The 18,853-nt window shown below is 42.4% G+C and carries 16 protein-coding genes and 1 pseudogene; 11 read left to right on the top strand and 6 right to left on the bottom strand.

Features of this window, described 5'->3' with window-relative positions; translation table 11 throughout:
* Nucleotides 1-119 precede the first annotated feature (119 nt).
* Nucleotides 120-482, bottom strand: a pseudogene (locus FTT86_RS14630) (DJ-1/PfpI family protein); the annotation flags it as partial.
* A gap of 487 nt (nt 483-969) precedes the next feature.
* Between FTT86_RS14630 and pheA the strand changes: the two are divergent.
* The 5 genes from pheA (at nt 970) to FTT86_RS14605 (ending at nt 6,479) form a co-directional block, all read left to right on the top strand.
* On the top strand, nt 970-2,079 hold the full coding sequence (gene pheA, locus FTT86_RS14625; RefSeq protein ID WP_004645570.1) for a prephenate dehydratase: 1,110 nt from the start codon (nt 970-972) through the stop codon (nt 2,077-2,079).
* 66 nt (nt 2,080-2,145) lie between these two features.
* Nucleotides 2,146-3,237: a histidinol-phosphate transaminase gene (hisC, locus tag FTT86_RS14620; protein WP_004645569.1), complete on the top strand. Its 1,092-nt coding sequence runs from the start codon at nt 2,146-2,148 to the stop codon at nt 3,235-3,237.
* A gap of 3 nt (nt 3,238-3,240) precedes the next feature.
* Nucleotides 3,241-5,487, top strand: coding sequence for a bifunctional prephenate dehydrogenase/3-phosphoshikimate 1-carboxyvinyltransferase (locus FTT86_RS14615; protein ID WP_180181423.1), 2,247 nt, complete (start codon nt 3,241-3,243; stop codon nt 5,485-5,487).
* A gap of 99 nt (nt 5,488-5,586) precedes the next feature.
* Nucleotides 5,587-5,949, top strand: coding sequence for a hypothetical protein (locus FTT86_RS14610; RefSeq protein ID WP_004278984.1), 363 nt, complete (start codon nt 5,587-5,589; stop codon nt 5,947-5,949).
* The gene (locus FTT86_RS14605; protein WP_180181422.1) at nt 5,937-6,479 is read left to right on the top strand and encodes a GNAT family N-acetyltransferase; all 543 of its coding nucleotides are present in this window, start codon (nt 5,937-5,939) and stop codon (nt 6,477-6,479) included. Before FTT86_RS14610 ends, FTT86_RS14605 begins: the two co-directional genes overlap by 13 nt.
* A gap of 33 nt (nt 6,480-6,512) precedes the next feature.
* Here FTT86_RS14605 and FTT86_RS14600 read toward each other — a convergent pair whose 3' ends face one another.
* Nucleotides 6,513-7,145 (bottom strand): alpha/beta hydrolase, encoded by a 633-nt coding sequence (locus FTT86_RS14600; protein ID WP_004645565.1) that lies wholly within the window; start codon nt 7,143-7,145, stop codon nt 6,513-6,515.
* 123 nt (nt 7,146-7,268) lie between these two features.
* Here FTT86_RS14600 and yaaA point away from each other — a divergent pair, with 123 nt between their 5' ends.
* From yaaA to FTT86_RS14580, 4 genes are all read left to right on the top strand, one after another.
* A complete protein-coding gene (gene yaaA, locus FTT86_RS14595; RefSeq protein WP_180181421.1) occupies nt 7,269-8,051 on the top strand; it encodes a peroxide stress protein YaaA in 783 nt (260 codons plus the stop codon).
* Nucleotides 8,052-9,233: 1,182 nt separating this feature from the next.
* Nucleotides 9,234-10,556 (top strand): NCS2 family permease, encoded by a 1,323-nt coding sequence (locus tag FTT86_RS14590; protein WP_004645563.1) that lies wholly within the window; start codon nt 9,234-9,236, stop codon nt 10,554-10,556.
* Nucleotides 10,557-10,632: 76 nt separating this feature from the next.
* Nucleotides 10,633-11,634: an adenosine deaminase gene (locus FTT86_RS14585; RefSeq protein ID WP_004731590.1), complete on the top strand. Its 1,002-nt coding sequence runs from the start codon at nt 10,633-10,635 to the stop codon at nt 11,632-11,634.
* A 45-nt stretch (nt 11,635-11,679) separates the two neighbouring features.
* Nucleotides 11,680-12,033 carry a hypothetical protein gene (locus FTT86_RS14580; RefSeq protein ID WP_180181420.1) on the top strand — a complete coding sequence of 118 codons (354 nt, stop codon included), beginning with the start codon at nt 11,680-11,682 and terminating at the stop codon, nt 12,031-12,033.
* 43 nt (nt 12,034-12,076) lie between these two features.
* On the opposite strand, the gene FTT86_RS14575 is transcribed toward FTT86_RS14580, so the two are convergent.
* Nucleotides 12,077-12,640 (bottom strand): cytochrome b, encoded by a 564-nt coding sequence (locus FTT86_RS14575; protein ID WP_180181419.1) that lies wholly within the window; start codon nt 12,638-12,640, stop codon nt 12,077-12,079.
* Nucleotides 12,641-12,857: 217 nt separating this feature from the next.
* Between FTT86_RS14575 and FTT86_RS14570 the strand changes: the two genes are divergently transcribed.
* Both FTT86_RS14570 and rnhB read left to right on the top strand, forming a co-directional pair.
* Nucleotides 12,858-13,229, top strand: a complete 372-nt coding sequence (locus FTT86_RS14570; protein WP_004278974.1) for a hypothetical protein — start codon at nt 12,858-12,860, stop codon at nt 13,227-13,229.
* A 61-nt stretch (nt 13,230-13,290) separates the two neighbouring features.
* Nucleotides 13,291-13,878 carry a ribonuclease HII gene (gene rnhB, locus FTT86_RS14565; RefSeq protein WP_004278973.1) on the top strand — a complete coding sequence of 196 codons (588 nt, stop codon included), beginning with the start codon at nt 13,291-13,293 and terminating at the stop codon, nt 13,876-13,878.
* 95 nt (nt 13,879-13,973) lie between these two features.
* Here the strand turns inward: rnhB and csrA are convergent, their stop codons facing one another.
* The 3 genes from csrA to alaS all read right to left on the bottom strand — a co-directional run bounded on the left by csrA (nt 13,974) and on the right by alaS (nt 18,517).
* Nucleotides 13,974-14,228, bottom strand: a complete 255-nt coding sequence (gene csrA, locus FTT86_RS14560; RefSeq protein WP_004278972.1) for a carbon storage regulator CsrA — start codon at nt 14,226-14,228, stop codon at nt 13,974-13,976.
* 250 nt (nt 14,229-14,478) lie between these two features.
* Nucleotides 14,479-15,759 (bottom strand): aspartate kinase, encoded by a 1,281-nt coding sequence (locus FTT86_RS14555; protein WP_004278971.1) that lies wholly within the window; start codon nt 15,757-15,759, stop codon nt 14,479-14,481.
* Between the two features lie 64 nt (nt 15,760-15,823).
* Nucleotides 15,824-18,517, bottom strand: a complete 2,694-nt coding sequence (alaS, locus tag FTT86_RS14550) for an alanine--tRNA ligase (RefSeq protein WP_180181418.1) — start codon at nt 18,515-18,517, stop codon at nt 15,824-15,826.
* Nucleotides 18,518-18,853 lie beyond the last annotated feature (336 nt).

Below are 18,853 nucleotides of genomic sequence, written 5' to 3'. Positions count from 1 at the left end.
TGATGCCATTTTTCTTTATACTGTCACTGAGGCAGGTTGGACATTTGATTTCTAGAGTTATTTGCATTTCTCTATTTTATCAAAATTCAACCTGCTTTTTTTTAGCATACTTTTTGATACACCACCCGATTTTTTAGTACATCTGCTTCGCACAGTAATAATGATGCATCACATAAACTAAAGATGGTTTTCTTGGCCTGGTTAAAAGCTTGGATAAATTGAAGCACCCGGAGATCGGTAGATAAAGAAACTGCAGATTCACCGCCAGGGATCAGCAAGGCATCAAAATCATCAATACTGATTTGTTCGATGCCCCGGTCAATCGTCACTGCAGAACAGCCATGCAGACCATAGACCACTTTTCCTACATTAAACTCAATATTACAGATGCTATGCTTTGCTTCCAGCAAGGCCGCAACGGGTTCAAGATATTCCTGATCTTCAAAATTATTCGTCAAAAGTACAGCTATTCTTTTTGGCATGACTGACACCCAAACGCTTGTTTTAAGTTAGACTATCTATGATTGGTTAAAAAATCGTCTCTGCTTTGTAATTGAGTAGTGATTTAATGTAAAAAATAAGTGAAATCAAAGAGAAGTCGATAAAAATGGGGTTGCAGAGTGTGCATTTTATTGTGAAATCTATCTTAGATATGAATGGTTCAAAAATGACGTGTGAAAAGTAATTATTTTAATTTTCTTATGCTTAAAACCGCTATATAGATTAAGAAATAGTGATATTTCATCTTCCTTAAAATCAGTTAATATGGACAGGCAAAGTTTACAATTTAATAATGTAAATCAAGCAGAAAAGCTGAAGTAAATGTTACCAGATATGACCAAAAGCGATAAATGGTTAAAATCAACTGTATGTTTTTAAGACTTAATCTACCAATGTCATATTGCGTAACATTTGAAAGCTCACTATTGTTATACTGAACAGATAAGGTTTATGAAGGGCGACAGAACAATGATCAACGACGATCAAAACACCACGACTTCTCTTGATTTGGCAAAAATTCGTGAAGATATCGATTCTGTTGATCAGCAAATTCAGCAATTGATTAACCGTCGCGCACGTTTGGCTGAAGCTGTGGCAAAAGCAAAGTTTGCTTCAGAAGAGAATCCGCTGTTTTACCGTCCAGAACGTGAAGCTCAGGTTTTGCGTAATGTCATGGAACGTAATGAAGGGCCATTGTCTGATACCACCATGGCACGTCTGTTCCGTGAAATCATGTCGGCCTGTCTGGCACTTGAAGCTCCGCAAAGCATTGCTTTCTTGGGACCAGTCGGGACCTATACTCATTCTGCGGTACTCAAGCACTTTGGCCATGATGCTGTGGTTCGTCCTTTACCGACCATTGATGAAGTTTTCCGTGACGTGGAAGCGGGTAGTGCCCATTATGGTCTGGTGCCGGTAGAAAATTCCTCTGAAGGCGTGGTTAACCATACTTTGGACTGTTTTAAAACATCGAACCTGAATGTGATTGGCGAAGTTGAATTACCGATTCACCATCAGTTCCTGATTTCTGAAAATACCCGTAAAGACAGCATCAAACAGATTTATGCGCATCAGCAGACTTTGGCACAGTGCCGTAAGTGGCTGGATGCGCATTATCCAGGCGTGGAACGTGTCGCTTTAAGCTCCAACGCAGAAGCAGCGCGCCGTATTCGTAATGAATGGCATTCTGCCGCGATTGCCTCTGAAATTGCTGCGAGCATTTATGATCTCGAAATCATGCATAGCAATATCGAGGATAATCCGGAAAATACCACACGCTTCCTGGTGATTGGCCGTGAAAAAGTGCCACAAAGCGGTAATGACAAGACTTCATTACTGATTTCAGCACATGATCGTGCCGGGGCTTTGCTGGAAATTCTGGCGCCATTTGCCAAGCATAATATCAGTCTGACCAGCATTGAAACCCGTCCTGCACTTCCTGAAAAATGGGCTTATGTGTTCTTCATTGATCTTGAAGGCCATATTGAGCAGGAACACGTGAAAGCAGCCATTGAAGAAATTCGTCCTTTGGTTAAAGAAGTTCGCGTGCTCGGTTCATATCCTGCAGCTGTACTTTAAGTCAGCTATACGTGGTCAGGGCGAGGGTGCTGACCACTGTTTTATACCTAAAATTGGAAGTCTAAAATGTCGTTTGTTCCAGCCAATTCAGGCATCTCAAAATTAAAGCCATATCAACCGGGTAAACCGATCAGTGAACTTGAGCGCGAGTTGGGTCTTACCGATATCGTCAAACTGGCTTCAAATGAAAATCCGCTGGGTTGTTCAGATAAAGTCAAAGAAGCGGTCGCTGCGGAAATTGCTGAAATTGGCCGTTATCCAGATGGTGGTGGTTTTATCCTGAAAGATCAGATCAAAACCCAGTTTGGTTTTAATCATGATCAGATTACCTTGGGGAATGGTTCAAACGACTTACTGGAAATGTTTGCCCGTGCATTCGTTTCAGAAAATGATTCGGTGGTGTATAGCCAGCATGCTTTTGCGGTTTATGCATTGGTAACTCAAGCCATTAATGCGCAAGCGATTGAAGTACCAGCTAAAGGCTTCTCGCATGACTTGGAAGCAATGGCGGCTGCCATTCAGGACAACACCAAACTCGTTTTCATTGCAAACCCGAATAATCCGACGGGAACCTGGTTCGAAGAAGCTGAATTTGAAGCTTTCATGCAAAAAGTTCCTGCTAATGTCATCGTGGTTCTGGATGAAGCCTATGTGGAATATTTCCCGGAAAACTTCAACAGCTTGAAATTCCTTGCGCAATATCCAAACCTGATCGTTAGCCGTACTTTGTCGAAGTGTTATGGTTTGGCTGCACTACGTGTTGGTTTTGCTCTGGCTTCAGTTGAAGTGACAGATTACCTGAACCGTATTCGTCAACCATTTAATGTCAACCATTTAGCGATGGTCGCTGCGGTGGCTGCACTGAAAGATGAAGACTTTATCGCGCGTTCTCGTGAAGTGAATAAAGCCGGTATGGCGCAACTTGAAGCTGGCTTTAAGGCTTTGGGTCTTAACTATGTGCCTTCACGTGCCAACTTTATTCTGGTAGATGTACAGGCAGACCCATCAGCAACCTTCAATGGTTTGCTCAAACAAGGGGTGATTGTGCGTCCGGTTGGTATTTCAAATCACATTCGCGTATCGATTGGTACTGAAGCAGAAAATGCGAAATTCTTGAGCGCATTGGCTAAAGTACTCGGTTTAGAGGCAAAAGCTTAAACCATGTCGCAGCCACTGTTTGAGAAAGTTGCATTTATCGGGCTTGGACTGATTGGTTCAAGTCTGGCGCGTGTCATTCGAGCCGAGCATTTGGCCAATGACATCGTTGCATCGACACGTTCACAAAAGACTTTGGAAGATGCTAAATCTCTTGGCCTGATTTCCGAAGGCTATGCCGATCCTGTAGAGGCGGTCAAAGGTGCTGATCTGGTAGTGCTTGCATTGCCGGTACGTGCCACGCAAAAGGTGTTGGAAGCCATTCAGCCTTATTTATCTCCCAATACCATTATTACTGATGTTGGTAGTACCAAAGGTAATGTGGTCGATGCAGCGAAAGCGGTTTTTGGCGATGAACTGCCTGAAGGTTTTGTACCGGGCCATCCGATTGCAGGTGCCGAGCATACTGGGGTACATGCAGGTAAAGTTGATTTATTTGCCAATCACAAAGTGATTTTGACGCCACTGCCAAGCAGTGCAAACTGGGCCGTCGATAAACTGATTCAGCTGTGGCAAGCGGCGAAAGCCGAAGTGATTTGCATGGATGTCGACAAGCACGATGAAGTGCTGGCGCATACCAGTCATCTTCCGCATCTTATGGCATTCAACTTGGTTGAACAATTGGCCAAGCGTGAAGACAATTTAGATATATTTCGTTATGCTGCGGGTGGTTTTCGGGATTTCTCGCGAATTGCCGCCAGCGATCCACAAATGTGGCATGACATCTTTTTTGCTAATAAAAAAGCAGTTCTAAATGCTGTTGATGGCTTTGAACAGCAGCTCGCGATTATCCGCAAATTGATTGAAGATGAAGATTCCCACGCATTGATGGGCTTATTGGGTCATGCGCAGGCAGCTCGCCAGCATTTCAACCATATGCTCGCCAAGAAACCTTTCATGGAGAAAAATAAAGTGACACAACAATTTACCATTCAGCCGGGTGCCAAGAAATTTCAGGGTAAATTTACCGTGCCAGGTGACAAATCTGTGTCACATCGCTCGATCATGTTTGGTGCGATTGCAGAAGGTACCACACATGTGACCGGCTTTTTGGAAGGTGAGGATGCTCTAGCGACACTGCAAGCTTTCCGTGATATGGGAGTCAGCATTGAAGGCCCTAAAAATGGTGAAGTCACCATTCATGGTGTTGGCATGCAAGGCTTAAAAGCGCCGCAGTCTGCCATTTATATGGGCAACTCAGGCACTTCAATGCGTTTGCTGTCGGGTATGCTAGCAGCACAGAAATTTGATTCAGTGATGACAGGGGATGCGTCATTGTCTAAACGTCCAATGGAGCGTATTGCCAAGCCTTTACGTGAAATGGGCGCGCAAATTCAGACCACAGGTGAACGCGGTACACCACCTGTATCCATTACCGGTAATCTAAACCTTAAAGGGATTCAGTACGATTTGCCAATGGCTTCTGCTCAGGTGAAATCAGGTATTTTACTTGCAGGCCTGTGGGCGGAAGGTGAAACTTCGGTGACTGAACCTGAACCAACCCGCGATCATACTGAACGTATGTTGCGTGCATTCGGTTATGAGGTGAAAACTGAAGGTAACCAAATTTCCCTGCAAGGTGGTGGTAAGCTGGTTGGAACCAATATTCAGGTGCCTTCAGACATTTCGTCCGCTGCCTTCTTTATGGTGGGTGCGGCAATTACTGAAAACTCGGACGTCACCCTTGAAGCGGTAGGCATTAACCCGACCCGTACTGGTGTGATTGAAATCCTCAAGCAAATGGGGGCGGACATTATAGTTGAAAACGAGCGTATTGCAGGCGGTGAACCAATTGCGGACATTCGTATTCGTGGTACGCGTACCTTGAAAGGCATTCATATGCCGGAAGATCAGGTGCCATTGGCAATTGATGAATTCCCGGCGTTATTCATTGCGGCAGCATGCGCTGAAGGTCAGACAATTTTGACCGGTGCTGCCGAGCTTCGCGTGAAAGAATCGGATCGTATTCAAGTGATGGCAAATGGTCTTCAAACCATGGGTATTAACTGTACCCCAACTGAAGATGGCATCATCATTGAAGGTAAGGGCAAGTCCGGTGACTGGTCGCCAATCTTTACGGGTGGTGAAATTGAATCGCATCATGATCACCGTATCGCGATGAGTTTTTCGATTGCCGGTTTGCGTAATTCGGAGCAGATCAAGATTGTCGGTACTGAAACGGTCGCAACCAGTTTCCCGACCTTCACAGAATTAACCTCAATTGCAGGATTGCCCATTCAAGTGTCAGAATAATTTTTAAAATTATGTGAAACAGCCAAGCTTTTGCTTGGCTGTTTTGTTTATATTGCTTATGCTAAACCCATATAAGAAAAAAGCCATTTGGAAGTAGCGATGCGAAAATTAAAATTCATGGCCAATACCCAGAGCCAAACACCACGGGATGGTCAGGAAACCCAGGAATATGTAGCACATTTACTTGCCGAAAAATTAGGCAAATATGGTTTTCAGACCTTAAGCCAAAGTGGAGCTCAGGTTGCCGTCAGCGTGGAAGAACATGCATTGCCTTTATCTGTGAGTTGCGAAACCAGAGATGAACAAGGGCATCTGGTCTGTGAAATTGCCTCATATCCTGAAGAAGAACAGGATTGGCTGGATCGTATCACCGAAAGAAGTTTGCTTAATCAGCTTGCACAGGCAGTGGAAACCTCTCTAAAAGAGCAGGAACGCTTTAGCGAGTTTGAATGGAAGAGCTAATTCAACAGAATCAATCAGCTTTGCCTACACTGCAAAGTCAACGCTTGATCCTGAATTGTTTTAAATCAGCCGATGCCGAAGAAGCTTATGCTTCAATTACGCCGAGTTTGACACGTTTTATGGCGTGGGATGCACCAGAATCTGAAAAGGAATTTGCAACAGTCTGGAAAAATTGGCTGGAAAATATGACCGATCATAAAGAATATGTATTTGTTATCCGTCATATTGAAACACAAGAATTTATTGGGCTATGTGGTTTGCATCGACTTCATGATGAAATACCTGAAGTTGGTATCTGGATTCGTGAAACTGCACATGGTCATCATTATGGACATGAGGCAGTGCATTGTGTTGTGGCCTATGCTTTCAATACACTAGGGATTCAAGTCTTAAGCTACCCGGTAGCAGAAGAAAACTGGGCTAGCCGTAAAATTGCAGAACGCTTGGTCGGAAAAATTATCCGTTACATCGATAAGCCTAAATATCGGGCTGTGATGTATGAAATTTTTGCAGAAGATTTTGTCTTTTAATAAAAAAACCCATCATCTGATGGGTTTTTTTATTTAGCCGAGCGCTAAATATCGGGTCATTGCGATCCGCAATTGCTTTAAATAGCCGGTAAAGAAATGGTTGGCACCAGGTAATACGGTCACTAAATGGCGTTGTGGCTTTGCCCATTCAATCATATCTGAGAGCAAAGTCACTTCATCGGCTTCACCATGAATGAACAGGATGTCGCCTTTAATTGCAGGCGTAACATAATGGCGAATACCAGCCACTGTTGCAGTTGGCAGACCGCATAAAATGGTTTGCTTTGGTTGCAGTTCTACGGGTAAGGCTGCATAGCTTTTTGCCATGACATGCGCACCAAAACTAAAACCACCTGCATAAAAAGGCAGGGCAATATGCTGGTTGCGAGCGAACCGAATGACTTCTAATACATCATCCGTTTCACCGAAGCCCTCGTCGTGTATACCTTCACTTTGACCAGAACCACGGAAACTTGGACGATACACAATACAGCCACGTTCCAGATACATTTGTGCCAGTAAAACCGGAACCTTATGTTGTGGTGTACCGCCTTGCAATGGATGGGGGTGACAAACTACCGCGAATCCTTTCACTTCACCCTGAGGATAATCCACAAAAACTTCAATCTGACCCGCAGGCCCTTGAAGAAAAATTTGCTCGGGCATATAAAAACCGATGATTAACAGGAGAATCGTGCATTTTAACGATTATGGTGAATAAAAACATGAATTGGAATTAAAATAAGCAGACTGATATAGTTTGATTAATCATTTTTTGACCAGGTTGCCATGCTCGCTTTAATTTCTCCAGCCAAAACTCTCGATTACGATACTCCATTACCGACTGACCAATTTACTCAAGCGAGATTATTAGAACATTCACAGGACTTGATCAACGTTTGTCGTACACTTTCTGCAACAGAAATTTCCAGCTTAATGAGTGTTAGTGAAAAAATTGCCACTTTAAATACCGCACGTTTTAATGACTGGCAACCGGATTTTAATTTAGCCAATGCCCGTCAGGCGATTTTTGCATTTAAAGGCGATGTCTATACAGGTCTGGATGCCTATAGTTTAAAACATGAAGATCTGCACTATGCACAAGACCGTTTACGCATGTTGTCTGGATTATATGGACTCTTACGTCCCTTGGATTTGATGATGCCGTACCGTCTGGAAATGGGAACCAAATTGGCCAATTCCCGCGGGCATAACCTATATGACTTCTGGGCACATCACATTACTGATCTGATTAATCAGGATCTAACAGCAGCAAATTCTGAAATCCTGGTGAATATCGCCTCTGATGAATATTACAAATCAGTCAACGAGTGCAAAATTCAGGCAGACATTATCAAGCCGGTATTTCTGGATCAGAAAAATGGCAAATATAAAGTGATTAGTTTCTATGCCAAAAAAGCACGCGGTCTCATGGCGCGTTTTATGATTGAAAATAAAATTGATCGTATAGAGGGGCTAAAAGCTTTTAATACTGATGGCTATTATTTTGATGCAGACAGTTCACTCAAAGGAGAACTGGTGTTCAAGCGTGATGAACAACTGAGTGCATAAATGAGATGATTCCCAGTATCTGGCATGAGGATATGTATGCCGGATATTGGGATGTCTTTATCATGGTTAGGTTCTTAAATAGTGTTCAACGATTTGCCTCTATGATGAGTGAAGTATGGATAAACTGCATAATGAAAACTTCAAGATAGTTAAAAATAAAAAATGTCGCTAAACACTTTGAAATCCCTCGCAAAATCTCCCTTATTTAGATCATTTTATCCTAAAAATTAAAGTTGAGTATTCTTGGAAAAGGCCGATAAAATAAATCGAAATAATTTCTATTGAATAGGTTAGATTTCATTAATCTACATATTTTAATTTTAAATAAACTTCTTTTAGATAGTTTAAAAAATATATTAAATTCAAATGCTTGTTATTTGTTTAAAAGAATTTTTAATAGTATCGATTTTTTGAAAAAAGAATTATAAATTAATTAAGTATTAATAAATAAAACGACATAAAAGTAATATGTAGAGGATGAATAAATGCCTTCTATCGGGTTAAATGTAAACTATGTCACAAGTTTGTTAGGTTTTTTGTTAGCATAATTGCATAGTGTTACAAAGCAGCATAATAAAAATGAAAATATATGCTATCCCTGTTTTTGCCTTAATGATCAGTTTATTAGGATTTTGTGTCCATAAACAGTCAGAAATCAGAAAATATGAAAAAATCCGTCATGTCTTGAACGATGGTCGTGATTCAAGCAAATTGCTGGAATCCAATCGGCATCGACATTAAGCAGGCTAGACAATCCTCTTTTGTTGATTGGATTAAAATGATAAAATTAAATCAATAATAAATATAATAAAATTTTTTAAATATTTACCTGGAATATATTAATTTCTAATAAAATGTAAAATCAAATAAGCAATAAGAAATCAATGTGTTATAATTTGCCAACGATCAGGATGAAGCAGAATTCATCTTGTTAAGCATTTGGTTTAAATCAAGAAAATAAAGCTGCATAAAGGTTATGCAGCTTTTTTGTTTAGATTTTTTTTTGGGTTTTTATAGCATAGCCCTGGGGCTGTAAGCTGTTCCAACATTTTAACCCGTCAAATGGCTATGCTGGCATATTCGTTGCTAACACATCCTTAAAATTGATGAATTTTTTTTATAAAATTTCATTTATTTGACGGCTTGCTTAAAGCATAAAGTTTACTCAATAGGGGCTAGGTCATGACGACTCCTAATCCATCTTCAGAAAGTATGCTTGAACGTCTGTTTAAACTGAGTGAAAACAAAACCAGTTTCCGTACAGAAGTTCTTGCCGGTGTAACTACATTCTTAACGATGTGTTACATCATTATTGTCAATCCGATGATTTTGTCCGAAACGGGGATGGATCATGGGGCTGTCTTTGTAGCAACCTGTCTTGCAGCCGCGATTGGCTGTTTAGTCATGGGCTTGATTGCAAATTATCCAATTGCACTTGCACCAGGCATGGGCTTGAATGCCTTTTTTACCTATTCCGTATGTTTGGGAATGGGTGTGCCTTGGCAAACAGCACTTGGGGCTGTGTTTATCTCGGGTCTTGTGTTTATTGCGATCAGCATGTTCAAAATCCGTGAAGCCATTGTAAATGCGATTCCAATGTCGCTGAAACTGGCCATCGGTGGTGGTATTGGCTTATTCCTTGCGCTGATTGCTTTGAAAAATGCCGGCCTGATTGTGGATAATCCTGCTACGTTGGTAGGTTTGGGCGATTTAAAACAACCATCGGTTTTGCTTGCATTATTTGGTTTCCTTCTGGTTGTTGTGATGCATCACTTTAAAGTGCGTGGTGCGATCATCATCAGTATTTTGGTGTTAACCGGTATTTCAGCAGCATTGGGTCTGAGTGAATTTAAAGGTGTGGTTGGCGCAGTGCCATCGATTGCACCAACATTTATGCAAATGAGCTTTGAAGGTCTGTTCACTGCCAGTTTAATTGGCGTGATTTTTGTCTTCTTCCTGGTCGATTTATTCGACTCAACCGGTACGCTTGTAGGTGTTTCACACCGTGCAGGCTTGTTGAAAGATGGCAAACTGCCGCGTTTGAAAAAAGCACTTTTTGCGGACTCTTCTGCAATTGTTGCAGGTGCAGCGCTGGGTACATCTTCAACTACGCCATACATTGAATCTTCTGCGGGCGTAGCAGCCGGTGGCCGTACAGGTCTAACTGCTGTTGTAGTCGGTATCCTGTTTGTTGCCTGTTTGTTCCTTGCACCATTGGCACAGTCTGTACCAAGCTTTGCAACAGCACCAGCGCTGTTATTTGTCGGTGTCTTAATGATTCAAGGTATCGTGCATATTGACTGGGAAGATATTACAGAAGCAGTTCCTGCATTTTTAACCATTGTATTTATGCCATTTACCTATTCAATTGCTGATGGTATTGCGATGGGCTTCATCAGCTATGCACTGATCAAATTGTTAACCGGTAAGGCATCAACTGTACCGTATATGGTCTGGATTATTGCAGTACTATGGACGCTTAAATTCGCACTATTTGGCGGCTAATTTTTCTAGATTTGGAAAGGGTGTAAACTCAGTTTGCACCCTTTTTTTATTATTTTAGGTTTCATGAGGAGAAGCGATGAACCGTCTTGAGTTGATTCGAGCTTTGCCAAAGGCCGAGCTTCATGTTCATATTGAGGGCACTTTTGAGCCTGAGCTAATGTTTGCGATCGCTCAGCGTAATAAAATTGCCATCCCGTATAAATCTGTTGAAGAAGTTAAACAGGCCTATAACTTTCATAATCTTCAGTCGTTCCTGGATATTTATTATGCCGGCGCTGCTGTATTAATTCATGAACAGGATTTTTATGATCTGGCGTGGGCGTATTTTGAAAAATGTGCTGAAGACCGGGTCGTGCATACTGAAATGTTCTTTGATCCACAAACCCATACCGATCGTGGTGTTGCTTTTTCAACCGTGATCAACGGCTTGCAAAAAGCCTGTGATGATGCCAAAACTAAACTTGGTATCAGTTCACATCTGATTATGTGTTTCTTGCGTCATTTAAGTGAAGATGCTGCATTTGCAACACTGGAACAGGCCTTACCTTATAAAGACCAGATTATTGCGGTCGGTCTGGATTCAAGTGAAGTCGGGCATCCACCTTCAAAGTTTGAACGTGTCTTTGCTAAAGCGCGTGAAGCAGGTTTCTTGGTTGTAGCACATGCAGGTGAGGAAGGTCCGGCAGCTTATGTCTGGGAAGCTTTAGATTTGCTGAAAGTGAATCGTATTGATCATGGGGTTCGTTCGGAAGAAGATCCGGAGTTAATGCAGCGCCTGATCGCAGAAAAGATGCCACTGACAGTTTGCCCATTGTCAAACCTGAAACTCTGCGTCGTGGATGATATGCAGCAGCATAATATCCGTCGCCTCTTGCAACAAGGCGTGCACGTTACAGTCAATTCAGATGATCCATCTTATTTTGGTGGTTATATGAATGACAATTTTATTGCCATTGCTGAAGCACTGGATTTAAGCAATGAGGAACTCAAGCAGTTGGCCATTAACTCATTTGAAGCCTCTTTTATTACCGATACTGAAAAAGAGCAATGGATCAACCAGATCCGTGCCCTGGTTTAAGTTTTTAAATAAAAGGCAGGGTTCGCTCTGCCTTTGTTTTTATAGATGGATATGAAATTGAAAAATATAATTTTGCTCATCAGTAGCGTGTTGATATCTGCTTGCTCAAATGCGGATATGACTTTGACACAGCGTACTTTAAAACCCGTGATTGAATACCAATGTGCAAAAGAATTGAAAGCATCTAAATTCTGGACTGCCTCGACCTATTTTATGCAGGACAAAAATAAAGCTGAACTTGAACAGAATGTCTGTTCATATGTAGGTGAGCATGCACTCAAGGATATTCCGGCAAGCACTTTACTGAAAGCGACTCTGGATGAAGAAGTAAAGTCAAAACTCACGCAACAGGCTATTGCAAACAGTCTGAAAGGCTGCATGACCGAGTTCTTAAAATAAAATCAGCTTTGCAATGAAAGCTGATTGAGTGTGGTTTTGCAGATTATTTTTTAGAAGATTTGGATTGTCGGGTCATGCTGTTGAGTACATGATCTTTATCGATAAAATGATGTTTCAGTGCTGCGAAAATATGTCCAACTAAAAGTAAGCCAACTGCCCAGGAAAGCCAGATATGCAGGGGTTTTACGATCGCGGTTACAGCCGGATTTTCTGAAATCAGTGCCGGCAGGTTAAATAAATATAGCACTGGTGCTGGATAGCCCAGACTCCAGCTATATAAACAGCCGGTGACAGGTAGGGCAATCAGCATAAAATACAAAGCCAGATGACCTGCATGTGCCAAAGTTTTCATCCGGGGTGACATAGTATCCGGTAGTTCAGGGGCAGGATGGGTATAACGCCAGAAAATTCGCATAACCAGCAGGAAAATAATGGTGGTGGCGATATTTTTATGCAGGGCGATGACATCGCCTTTAAAGTTGCCATCGACTTCATAACTTAAAAAATTCCCACTATAAAAACCAATCAGCCAGGCTGCAATAAAGATAACTGCCATGATCCAGTGCAGCCATTGTGCCGTGCGCGTGTAATATTGTACTTTTTCCATGTGATTTTCGATTGCCCTCAAAGATGGATGCACCTTAGCAAAGGGCGAATCAACTCAGCAATTCCAAATCTGCAACGCTATGGTGGCTTCCATGCAACATCTATTGAAATGGCTGGGTGCAGATTAAACATTCAGGATGATTTTTAGATTTCTTATTCAGGTGAATTTCGGCACAATAGCGTCACGCTTCATATATGAATAAACAAGGAACAGACCTGTGAAAAAATTATTGGCTGCACTTGCTCCGCTTACTTTGGTTTTATCGGCTTGTGCAACAACAGGCAGCCCTGAAACGCAAACCACGACTCAACAGCTGGGTGGGGCTGCGCTTAAAATCGCGATCAATGCAAAATGTACGACTGAGCTGAATAATATTCCAGCATGGCAAACAGCTACACGTCTAATGACTACGACCCAAAAGCAGAATATCCAGACTGAAATTTGTGGCTGTGTCAGTGAAAAAGCGCCACAAAGTGTAACAGCGGTAGATTTGGCGACTGCAGCAATTGACCCGGCAGCACGTGCGACGATTGTCGGCAATGTGGTTGCAAAAACCATTAACGCTTGTGTGGCTGAAGCTGTAAACTAAGCCCAGATTAAAAATTGAAATAGGCTGACTGGTTCAGCCTATTTTTTATGGGAAAATAGACATGAAGATTGCTGGCGTAGATGAAGCAGGGCGTGGACCATTAGTCGGTTCAGTCGTCGCTGCGGCAGTTATTTTGGATCCGAACAACCCGATTGAGGGTTTAAATGATTCTAAAAAACTCACTGAAAAGAAGCGTGAAAAACTTTTTATCGAGATTCAGGAAAAAGCGCTGGCATGGGCCATTGCTGAGGCTTCTGCGGCAGAGATTGATGAACATAATATTTTGCAAGCTTCTTTGCTGGCCATGCGCCGTGCTGTAGAAGCTTTGCCAGTTCAGCCTGAGCATGTATTGGTCGATGGCAACAAGATTCCACAGGGCCTTGCTATGAGCTGTGATGCCGTGGTGGGTGGTGATGCACTGCATGCTGAAATTTCAGCAGCCAGTATTCTGGCGAAAGTAACCCGTGATCATCAGATGATCGAGATGGACCAGAAGCATCCGCAATTTGGCTTTGCCAAGCACAAGGGTTATCCGACCAAGGCACATTTTGAAGCGATTGCCTTACATGGCGTGATTGATGAGCATCGTCGCAGTTTTGGGCCGGTAAAAAAGGTGATTGCAGCATTACAGCAGGGTGCAGAACTTTAAGTTTTATTTTAAATTATCTAAGTACTTAATATTTTTGTATAAAATTTAGACAAATTTAAAGCGGCTCAAAAGCCGCTTTATTCTTCGCACAAACATTAACGGTTAAAGTTATTTTGTGTCTGGCTATCGTCTTCATAAGAAGGTTGGTAATCTTGATCGATATGTTGAAGATGTTCATGCATTGCACGTTCATGCTGGATACGCTGGTAAATCTCTTCACGGTGCACAGAGACTTCTTTCGGAGCATTTACCCCGATACGAACCTGGTTACCTTTTACACCAAGCACAGTCACACTGACTTGATCACCAATCATTAAAGTTTCCCCGACGCGTCGAGTCAGAATCAGCATGTTTTTCTCCTTGCAAAATGCAAAACCTGCAATCTATTGAATGTAAAACAAAAAGCACAACCAAAAATTACAAAATAAGATCTGGATAGAAATTCTGTCATCTGGGTGAAAGATTTTAATCTATCTCAGCTGGTTAAAAATCCTCAGGCTTAATATAACAGAGCCACTATAAAAAAGACTATAGTGGCTCTGCATTTTTGTAGACTTTTATAAAATACTGTCAAACAATGACAATATTCTGTCTTAACGATTAAGCACGTGCGCTAGATTCGCCTTGTTCACGGTCTAAACCGAATGCGGTATGCAATGAACGAACCGCAAGTTCAAGATAATTTTCTTCAATGATCACAGAAATCTTGATTTCAGACGTCGAGATCATCAGGATGTTGATGCCTTCATCTGCCAATGCTGTAAACATTTTGCTCGCTACACCGGCATGTGAACGCATACCGACACCTACGATCGATACTTTTACGATATCTGAACGGGTCGCAACTTCACGCGCACCAATTTCTTGAGCAGTTGCTTCAAGAATGGCTTTGGCTTTATTTAATTCGCCACGGTTCACAGTAAAAGTGAAATCAGTTGTACCATCTTCTTCAACGTTCTGGATAATCATATCCACTTCAACATTGGCATCACCAATCGGGCACAAAATTTTAGAAGCAATACCCGGTTCGTCAGGCACACCTAATATAGTTAATTTTGCTTCGTCACGGTTAAATGCGATACCGGAGATAATTGGCTGTTCCATGTTGTCTTCCAATTCAGTCGTAATAAGTGTACCAACGTTTTGCTTAAACTCTTCGTCGAATGCGCCATCGTTGTCATTGTCGAAGCTTGATAATACGCGTAAAGGCACCTGGTATTTACCAGCAAATTCAACTGAACGAATTTGCAGGACTTTAGAACCGAGTGACGCCATCTCAAGCATTTCTTCAAATGAAATACGATCAACTTTTTTTGCTTTTGGTGCAACACGTGGATCGGTGGTATATACACCGTCAACGTCGGTATAAATTTGGCATTCATCTGCTTTGAGTGCGGCAGCAATTGCAACACCTGAAGTATCAGAACCGCCACGCCCTAAAGTAGTGGTATTGCCATGTTCATCAAAACCCTGGAAACCGGCAACGACAAGTACGCGGCCTGCATCCAGATTTGAGTTCAGGACTTCAGTATCAATGGATTCGATACGTGCCTTATTGAATGAGCTGTCGGTTTTCATGCCAACCTGGCGACCTGTTAGTGATTTTGCTTCAACTCCAATTGAGTTCAGCGCCATTGCTAACATAGAAATCGTAACCTGTTCACCCGTAGATACCATTTGGTCTAGTTCACGTGGGTCAGGGGTTTCGGTAATGGCCTTCGCTAAAGCAAGTAGACGATTGGTTTCGCCACTCATTGCTGATACCACTACCACTACCTTGTGGCCGTGGTCATGCCAGCGCTTTACACGACGAGCAACATTTAAAATGCGCTCGGGAGTACCCATAGAGGTACCGCCATATTTTTGAACGATTAATGCCATAGTTGTTCCATATAAGCCATGACCCTGATGTACCTATCAGGGTCAGTTACACAAAATTGAAGTTTTATTTTGCTGCAAGCCAGGCAGTTAAATCTGCCATCACTGGAGCAAACTTCTCGTTAAGTGGCGCGCCACCTTGTGCCAAGTCAGGTTTACCACCACCTTTACCACCTAGCTCAGTTGCCAAATGTTTGATGATGTCACCTGCTTTAATAGAAGCAGTAAAGTCTTTTGCTACAGATGCGATCAAGCTCACCTTGTCACCCTCTACACCTGCCAGAACAATCACTGCATTTTCTAATTTTGATTTCACACCGTCGTGCAGGTTGCGTAGTGCTTTTGCATCCATGTTTTCAACAGTTGTAATCAAGGTTGCACGACCTGCAATGCTTTGAACTTGGCTTAGAAGTTCACCAGCTTGCAGGCTAGCAAGTTTTTGATTGAGTTGTTCGATCTGTTTCTGCAAGCTCGATGCAGTATCAACCAGTGCTTCAACTTTTTCTAAAGTCTGGTCTTTTTGCGCTTTGAGCAAACCGTTAATCGTATTGATATCGCGATCGGCTTTTTGCGCAACTTCAAGTGCTTTAGTGCCTGTTACTGCTTCAATACGACGTACACCGGCTGCCACACCACCTTCAGAGGTGATTTTGAACAGACCGATATCACCGGTACGTTTTACGTGAATACCACCGCAAAGTTCGATTGAGAAGTTTTTCTCTTCAATCACTGAACCCATAGACAGTACACGTACTTCGTCACCATATTTCTCACCAAACAGCATCATCGCGCCTTTAGCTTTCGCAGACTCGATATCCAGAAGTTCAGTAGACACCGCAGTATTGGCAATCACTTCAGCATTGACCAAGCGTTCAATTTCTTGCAGCTGTTCAAAGCTTACAGGCTGGTCGTTGGCAAAGTCAAAACGTAACACGTCAGATGCAACCAATGAACCTTTTTGCTGTACATGTGAACCTAAAATTTGACGTAATGCAGCATGTAGCAGGTGAGTCGCAGAGTGGTTACGTGCCGTTGCTGCACGAATGTCTGCTTTAACCGTTGCTTCTACATTTTGAGTAACTTTCAAGTTACCCATAGTCACGATACCTTGGTGTACAAATGCACCACCAGATTTTTTGGTATCCTGAACTTCGAAAATCCCGGTATCGTTTTTGAAAATACCTGTATCACCGATTTGACCACCGCTTTCTGCATAGAAAGGGGTCTGGTTGAGTACGATTAAAGCTTCGTCGCCTTCAACGATTTCATCTACTTGCTCGCCATCTTTATAGATTGCGATGATTTGGCCTTCGCCTGCAGTTGCATCATAACCATCAAATTGAGTTTCGCCTTCAACTTTGACAACACTGTTGTAGTCGATTGCGAATTTGCCTGCATCACGGGCACGTTGACGCTGTGCTGCCATTTCAACTTCAAAGCCAGCTTCATCAATTGTGAGTTCACGTTCACGTGCGATATCCGCAGTTAAGTCCGTCGGGAAGCCGTAAGTGTCGTAAAGTTTGAAAACCACTTCACCCGGAATCACAGAACCTTTTAATTGTGCCAATTCGCCTTCAAGCAGTTTCAAACCTTGCTCAAGTGTTTTGGCAAATTGTTCTTCTTCTTTGAGCAGTTGAGCTTCGATACGTGCTTGTTGTGCTGCAAGTTCTGGATATGCTTCGCCCATCACTTCAATAAGCGGCTGCAACATTTTATGGAAGAATGAACCGGTCGCACCCAGTTTGTTACCGTGACGCACTGCACGGCGGATGATACGACGCAGTACATAACCACGCCCTTCATTTGAAGGATTAACACCATCAGCGATTAAAAATGAACATGAACGTGCATGGTCAGCAACCACTTTAAGTGAAGCAGGGTATTGTACAGGTGTGCTTTTTTCAGCTGCTTCAGCTTCAAGCGCTGTAGTATCCATGCCAATGATTTCTGCAGCTGATTTGAGTAGGTGTTGGAATAAGTCGATTTCGTAGTTTGAGTTGACGTGCTGTAAAACGGCAGAAATACGCTCCAAGCCCATACCTGTATCTACAGAAGGCGCTGGAAGAGGGTGTAATACGCCATCCGCAGTACGGTTGAACTGCATGAAAACGTTGTTCCAGATTTCAATGAAACGGTCGCCATCTTCTTCAGGAGAACCTGGTAGGCCACCCCAGATATGATCGCCGTGGTCAAAGAAGATTTCAGAACATGGACCACAAGGACCTGTGTCACCCATTGCCCAGAAGTTATCTGATGCGTATTGACCGCCTTTGTTGTCACCAATACGAATAATGCGAGAAGCGTCTAGACCAATTTCCTTGTTCCAGATGTCAAAGGCTTCATCATCGGTGTGGTAAACGGTTGCATAGAGTTTATCTTTAGGAAGACCAAGCCATTCTTCGTTAGTCAAAAAGTCCCAAGCAAATTTGATCGCATCACGTTTGAAGTAATCACCAAATGAAAAGTTACCTAACATTTCAAAGAAAGTGTGGTGACGTGCTGTATAACCCACATTGTCCAAGTCGTTGTGCTTACCACCTGCGCGTACGCATTTTTGTGATGACACTGCACGTACATAATCGCGTTTTTCTAGACCTAAGAAGCAATCTTTAAACTGGTTCATACCAGCATTGGTGAACAGCAAAGTTGGGTCATTGGCAGGTACTAGAGAACTCGACGCGACACGTGTATGCCCTTGCGATTCAAAGTAACGCAAAAATGCTTCACGAATTTCAGCTGATGTCATAAAACGAGTACTCACAACCAAGTCACTCCATAATTTCCGATTTGGCTAAAACACCACAGTCTGACAAGCATATAAGAGCTCTGCTGCAATGCGGGGCTTAAAAATTTAAAACGCCAAATTATAACGGAAAAAGCAGTATGCACCAATCATTTTAAAACCAATTGCTAAGGATTTATTTACTCAGGTTTTTTGCTGAATAATTAGGGTGTGTTGACACTTTTAGTTTAAAAAAATAGCGAAGTAGTAAAATCAAATCGCCAAACCCAATTTTACTATTCGCTATGCCTCGTACCATGCTGACAGATCAACACTGGCAAAAGTTGAAAGTTATTCTGCGTAATTTATCCATTC

The sequence above is a fragment of the Acinetobacter sp. YH01021 genome (genome assembly GCF_013420255.1).
Taxonomy (GTDB): domain Bacteria; phylum Pseudomonadota; class Gammaproteobacteria; order Pseudomonadales; family Moraxellaceae; genus Acinetobacter.
Note: the sequence above shows the minus strand (reverse complement) of the source record. Positions and strands in the feature narration are given on the sequence as shown.

Coding starts and splice junctions, on each gene's coding strand:
- FTT86_RS14575 (WP_180181419.1), bottom strand. CDS start 12,640: ATGGAAAAAGTACAATATTACACGCGCACGGCACAATGGCTGCACTGG.
- FTT86_RS14610 (WP_004278984.1), top strand. CDS start 5,587: ATGCGAAAATTAAAATTCATGGCCAATACCCAGAGCCAAACACCACGG.
- rnhB (WP_004278973.1), top strand. CDS start 13,291: ATGAAGATTGCTGGCGTAGATGAAGCAGGGCGTGGACCATTAGTCGGT.
- FTT86_RS14580 (WP_180181420.1), top strand. CDS start 11,680: ATGGATATGAAATTGAAAAATATAATTTTGCTCATCAGTAGCGTGTTG.
- hisC (WP_004645569.1), top strand. CDS start 2,146: ATGTCGTTTGTTCCAGCCAATTCAGGCATCTCAAAATTAAAGCCATAT.
- FTT86_RS14600 (WP_004645565.1), bottom strand. CDS start 7,145: ATGCCCGAGCAAATTTTTCTTCAAGGGCCTGCGGGTCAGATTGAAGTT.
- FTT86_RS14555 (WP_004278971.1), bottom strand. CDS start 15,759: ATGGCATTAATCGTTCAAAAATATGGCGGTACCTCTATGGGTACTCCC.
- FTT86_RS14615 (WP_180181423.1), top strand. CDS start 3,241: ATGTCGCAGCCACTGTTTGAGAAAGTTGCATTTATCGGGCTTGGACTG.
- FTT86_RS14585 (WP_004731590.1), top strand. CDS start 10,633: ATGAACCGTCTTGAGTTGATTCGAGCTTTGCCAAAGGCCGAGCTTCAT.
- FTT86_RS14605 (WP_180181422.1), top strand. CDS start 5,937: ATGGAAGAGCTAATTCAACAGAATCAATCAGCTTTGCCTACACTGCAA.
- yaaA (WP_180181421.1), top strand. CDS start 7,269: ATGCTCGCTTTAATTTCTCCAGCCAAAACTCTCGATTACGATACTCCA.
- pheA (WP_004645570.1), top strand. CDS start 970: ATGATCAACGACGATCAAAACACCACGACTTCTCTTGATTTGGCAAAA.
- csrA (WP_004278972.1), bottom strand. CDS start 14,228: ATGCTGATTCTGACTCGACGCGTCGGGGAAACTTTAATGATTGGTGAT.
- FTT86_RS14590 (WP_004645563.1), top strand. CDS start 9,234: ATGACGACTCCTAATCCATCTTCAGAAAGTATGCTTGAACGTCTGTTT.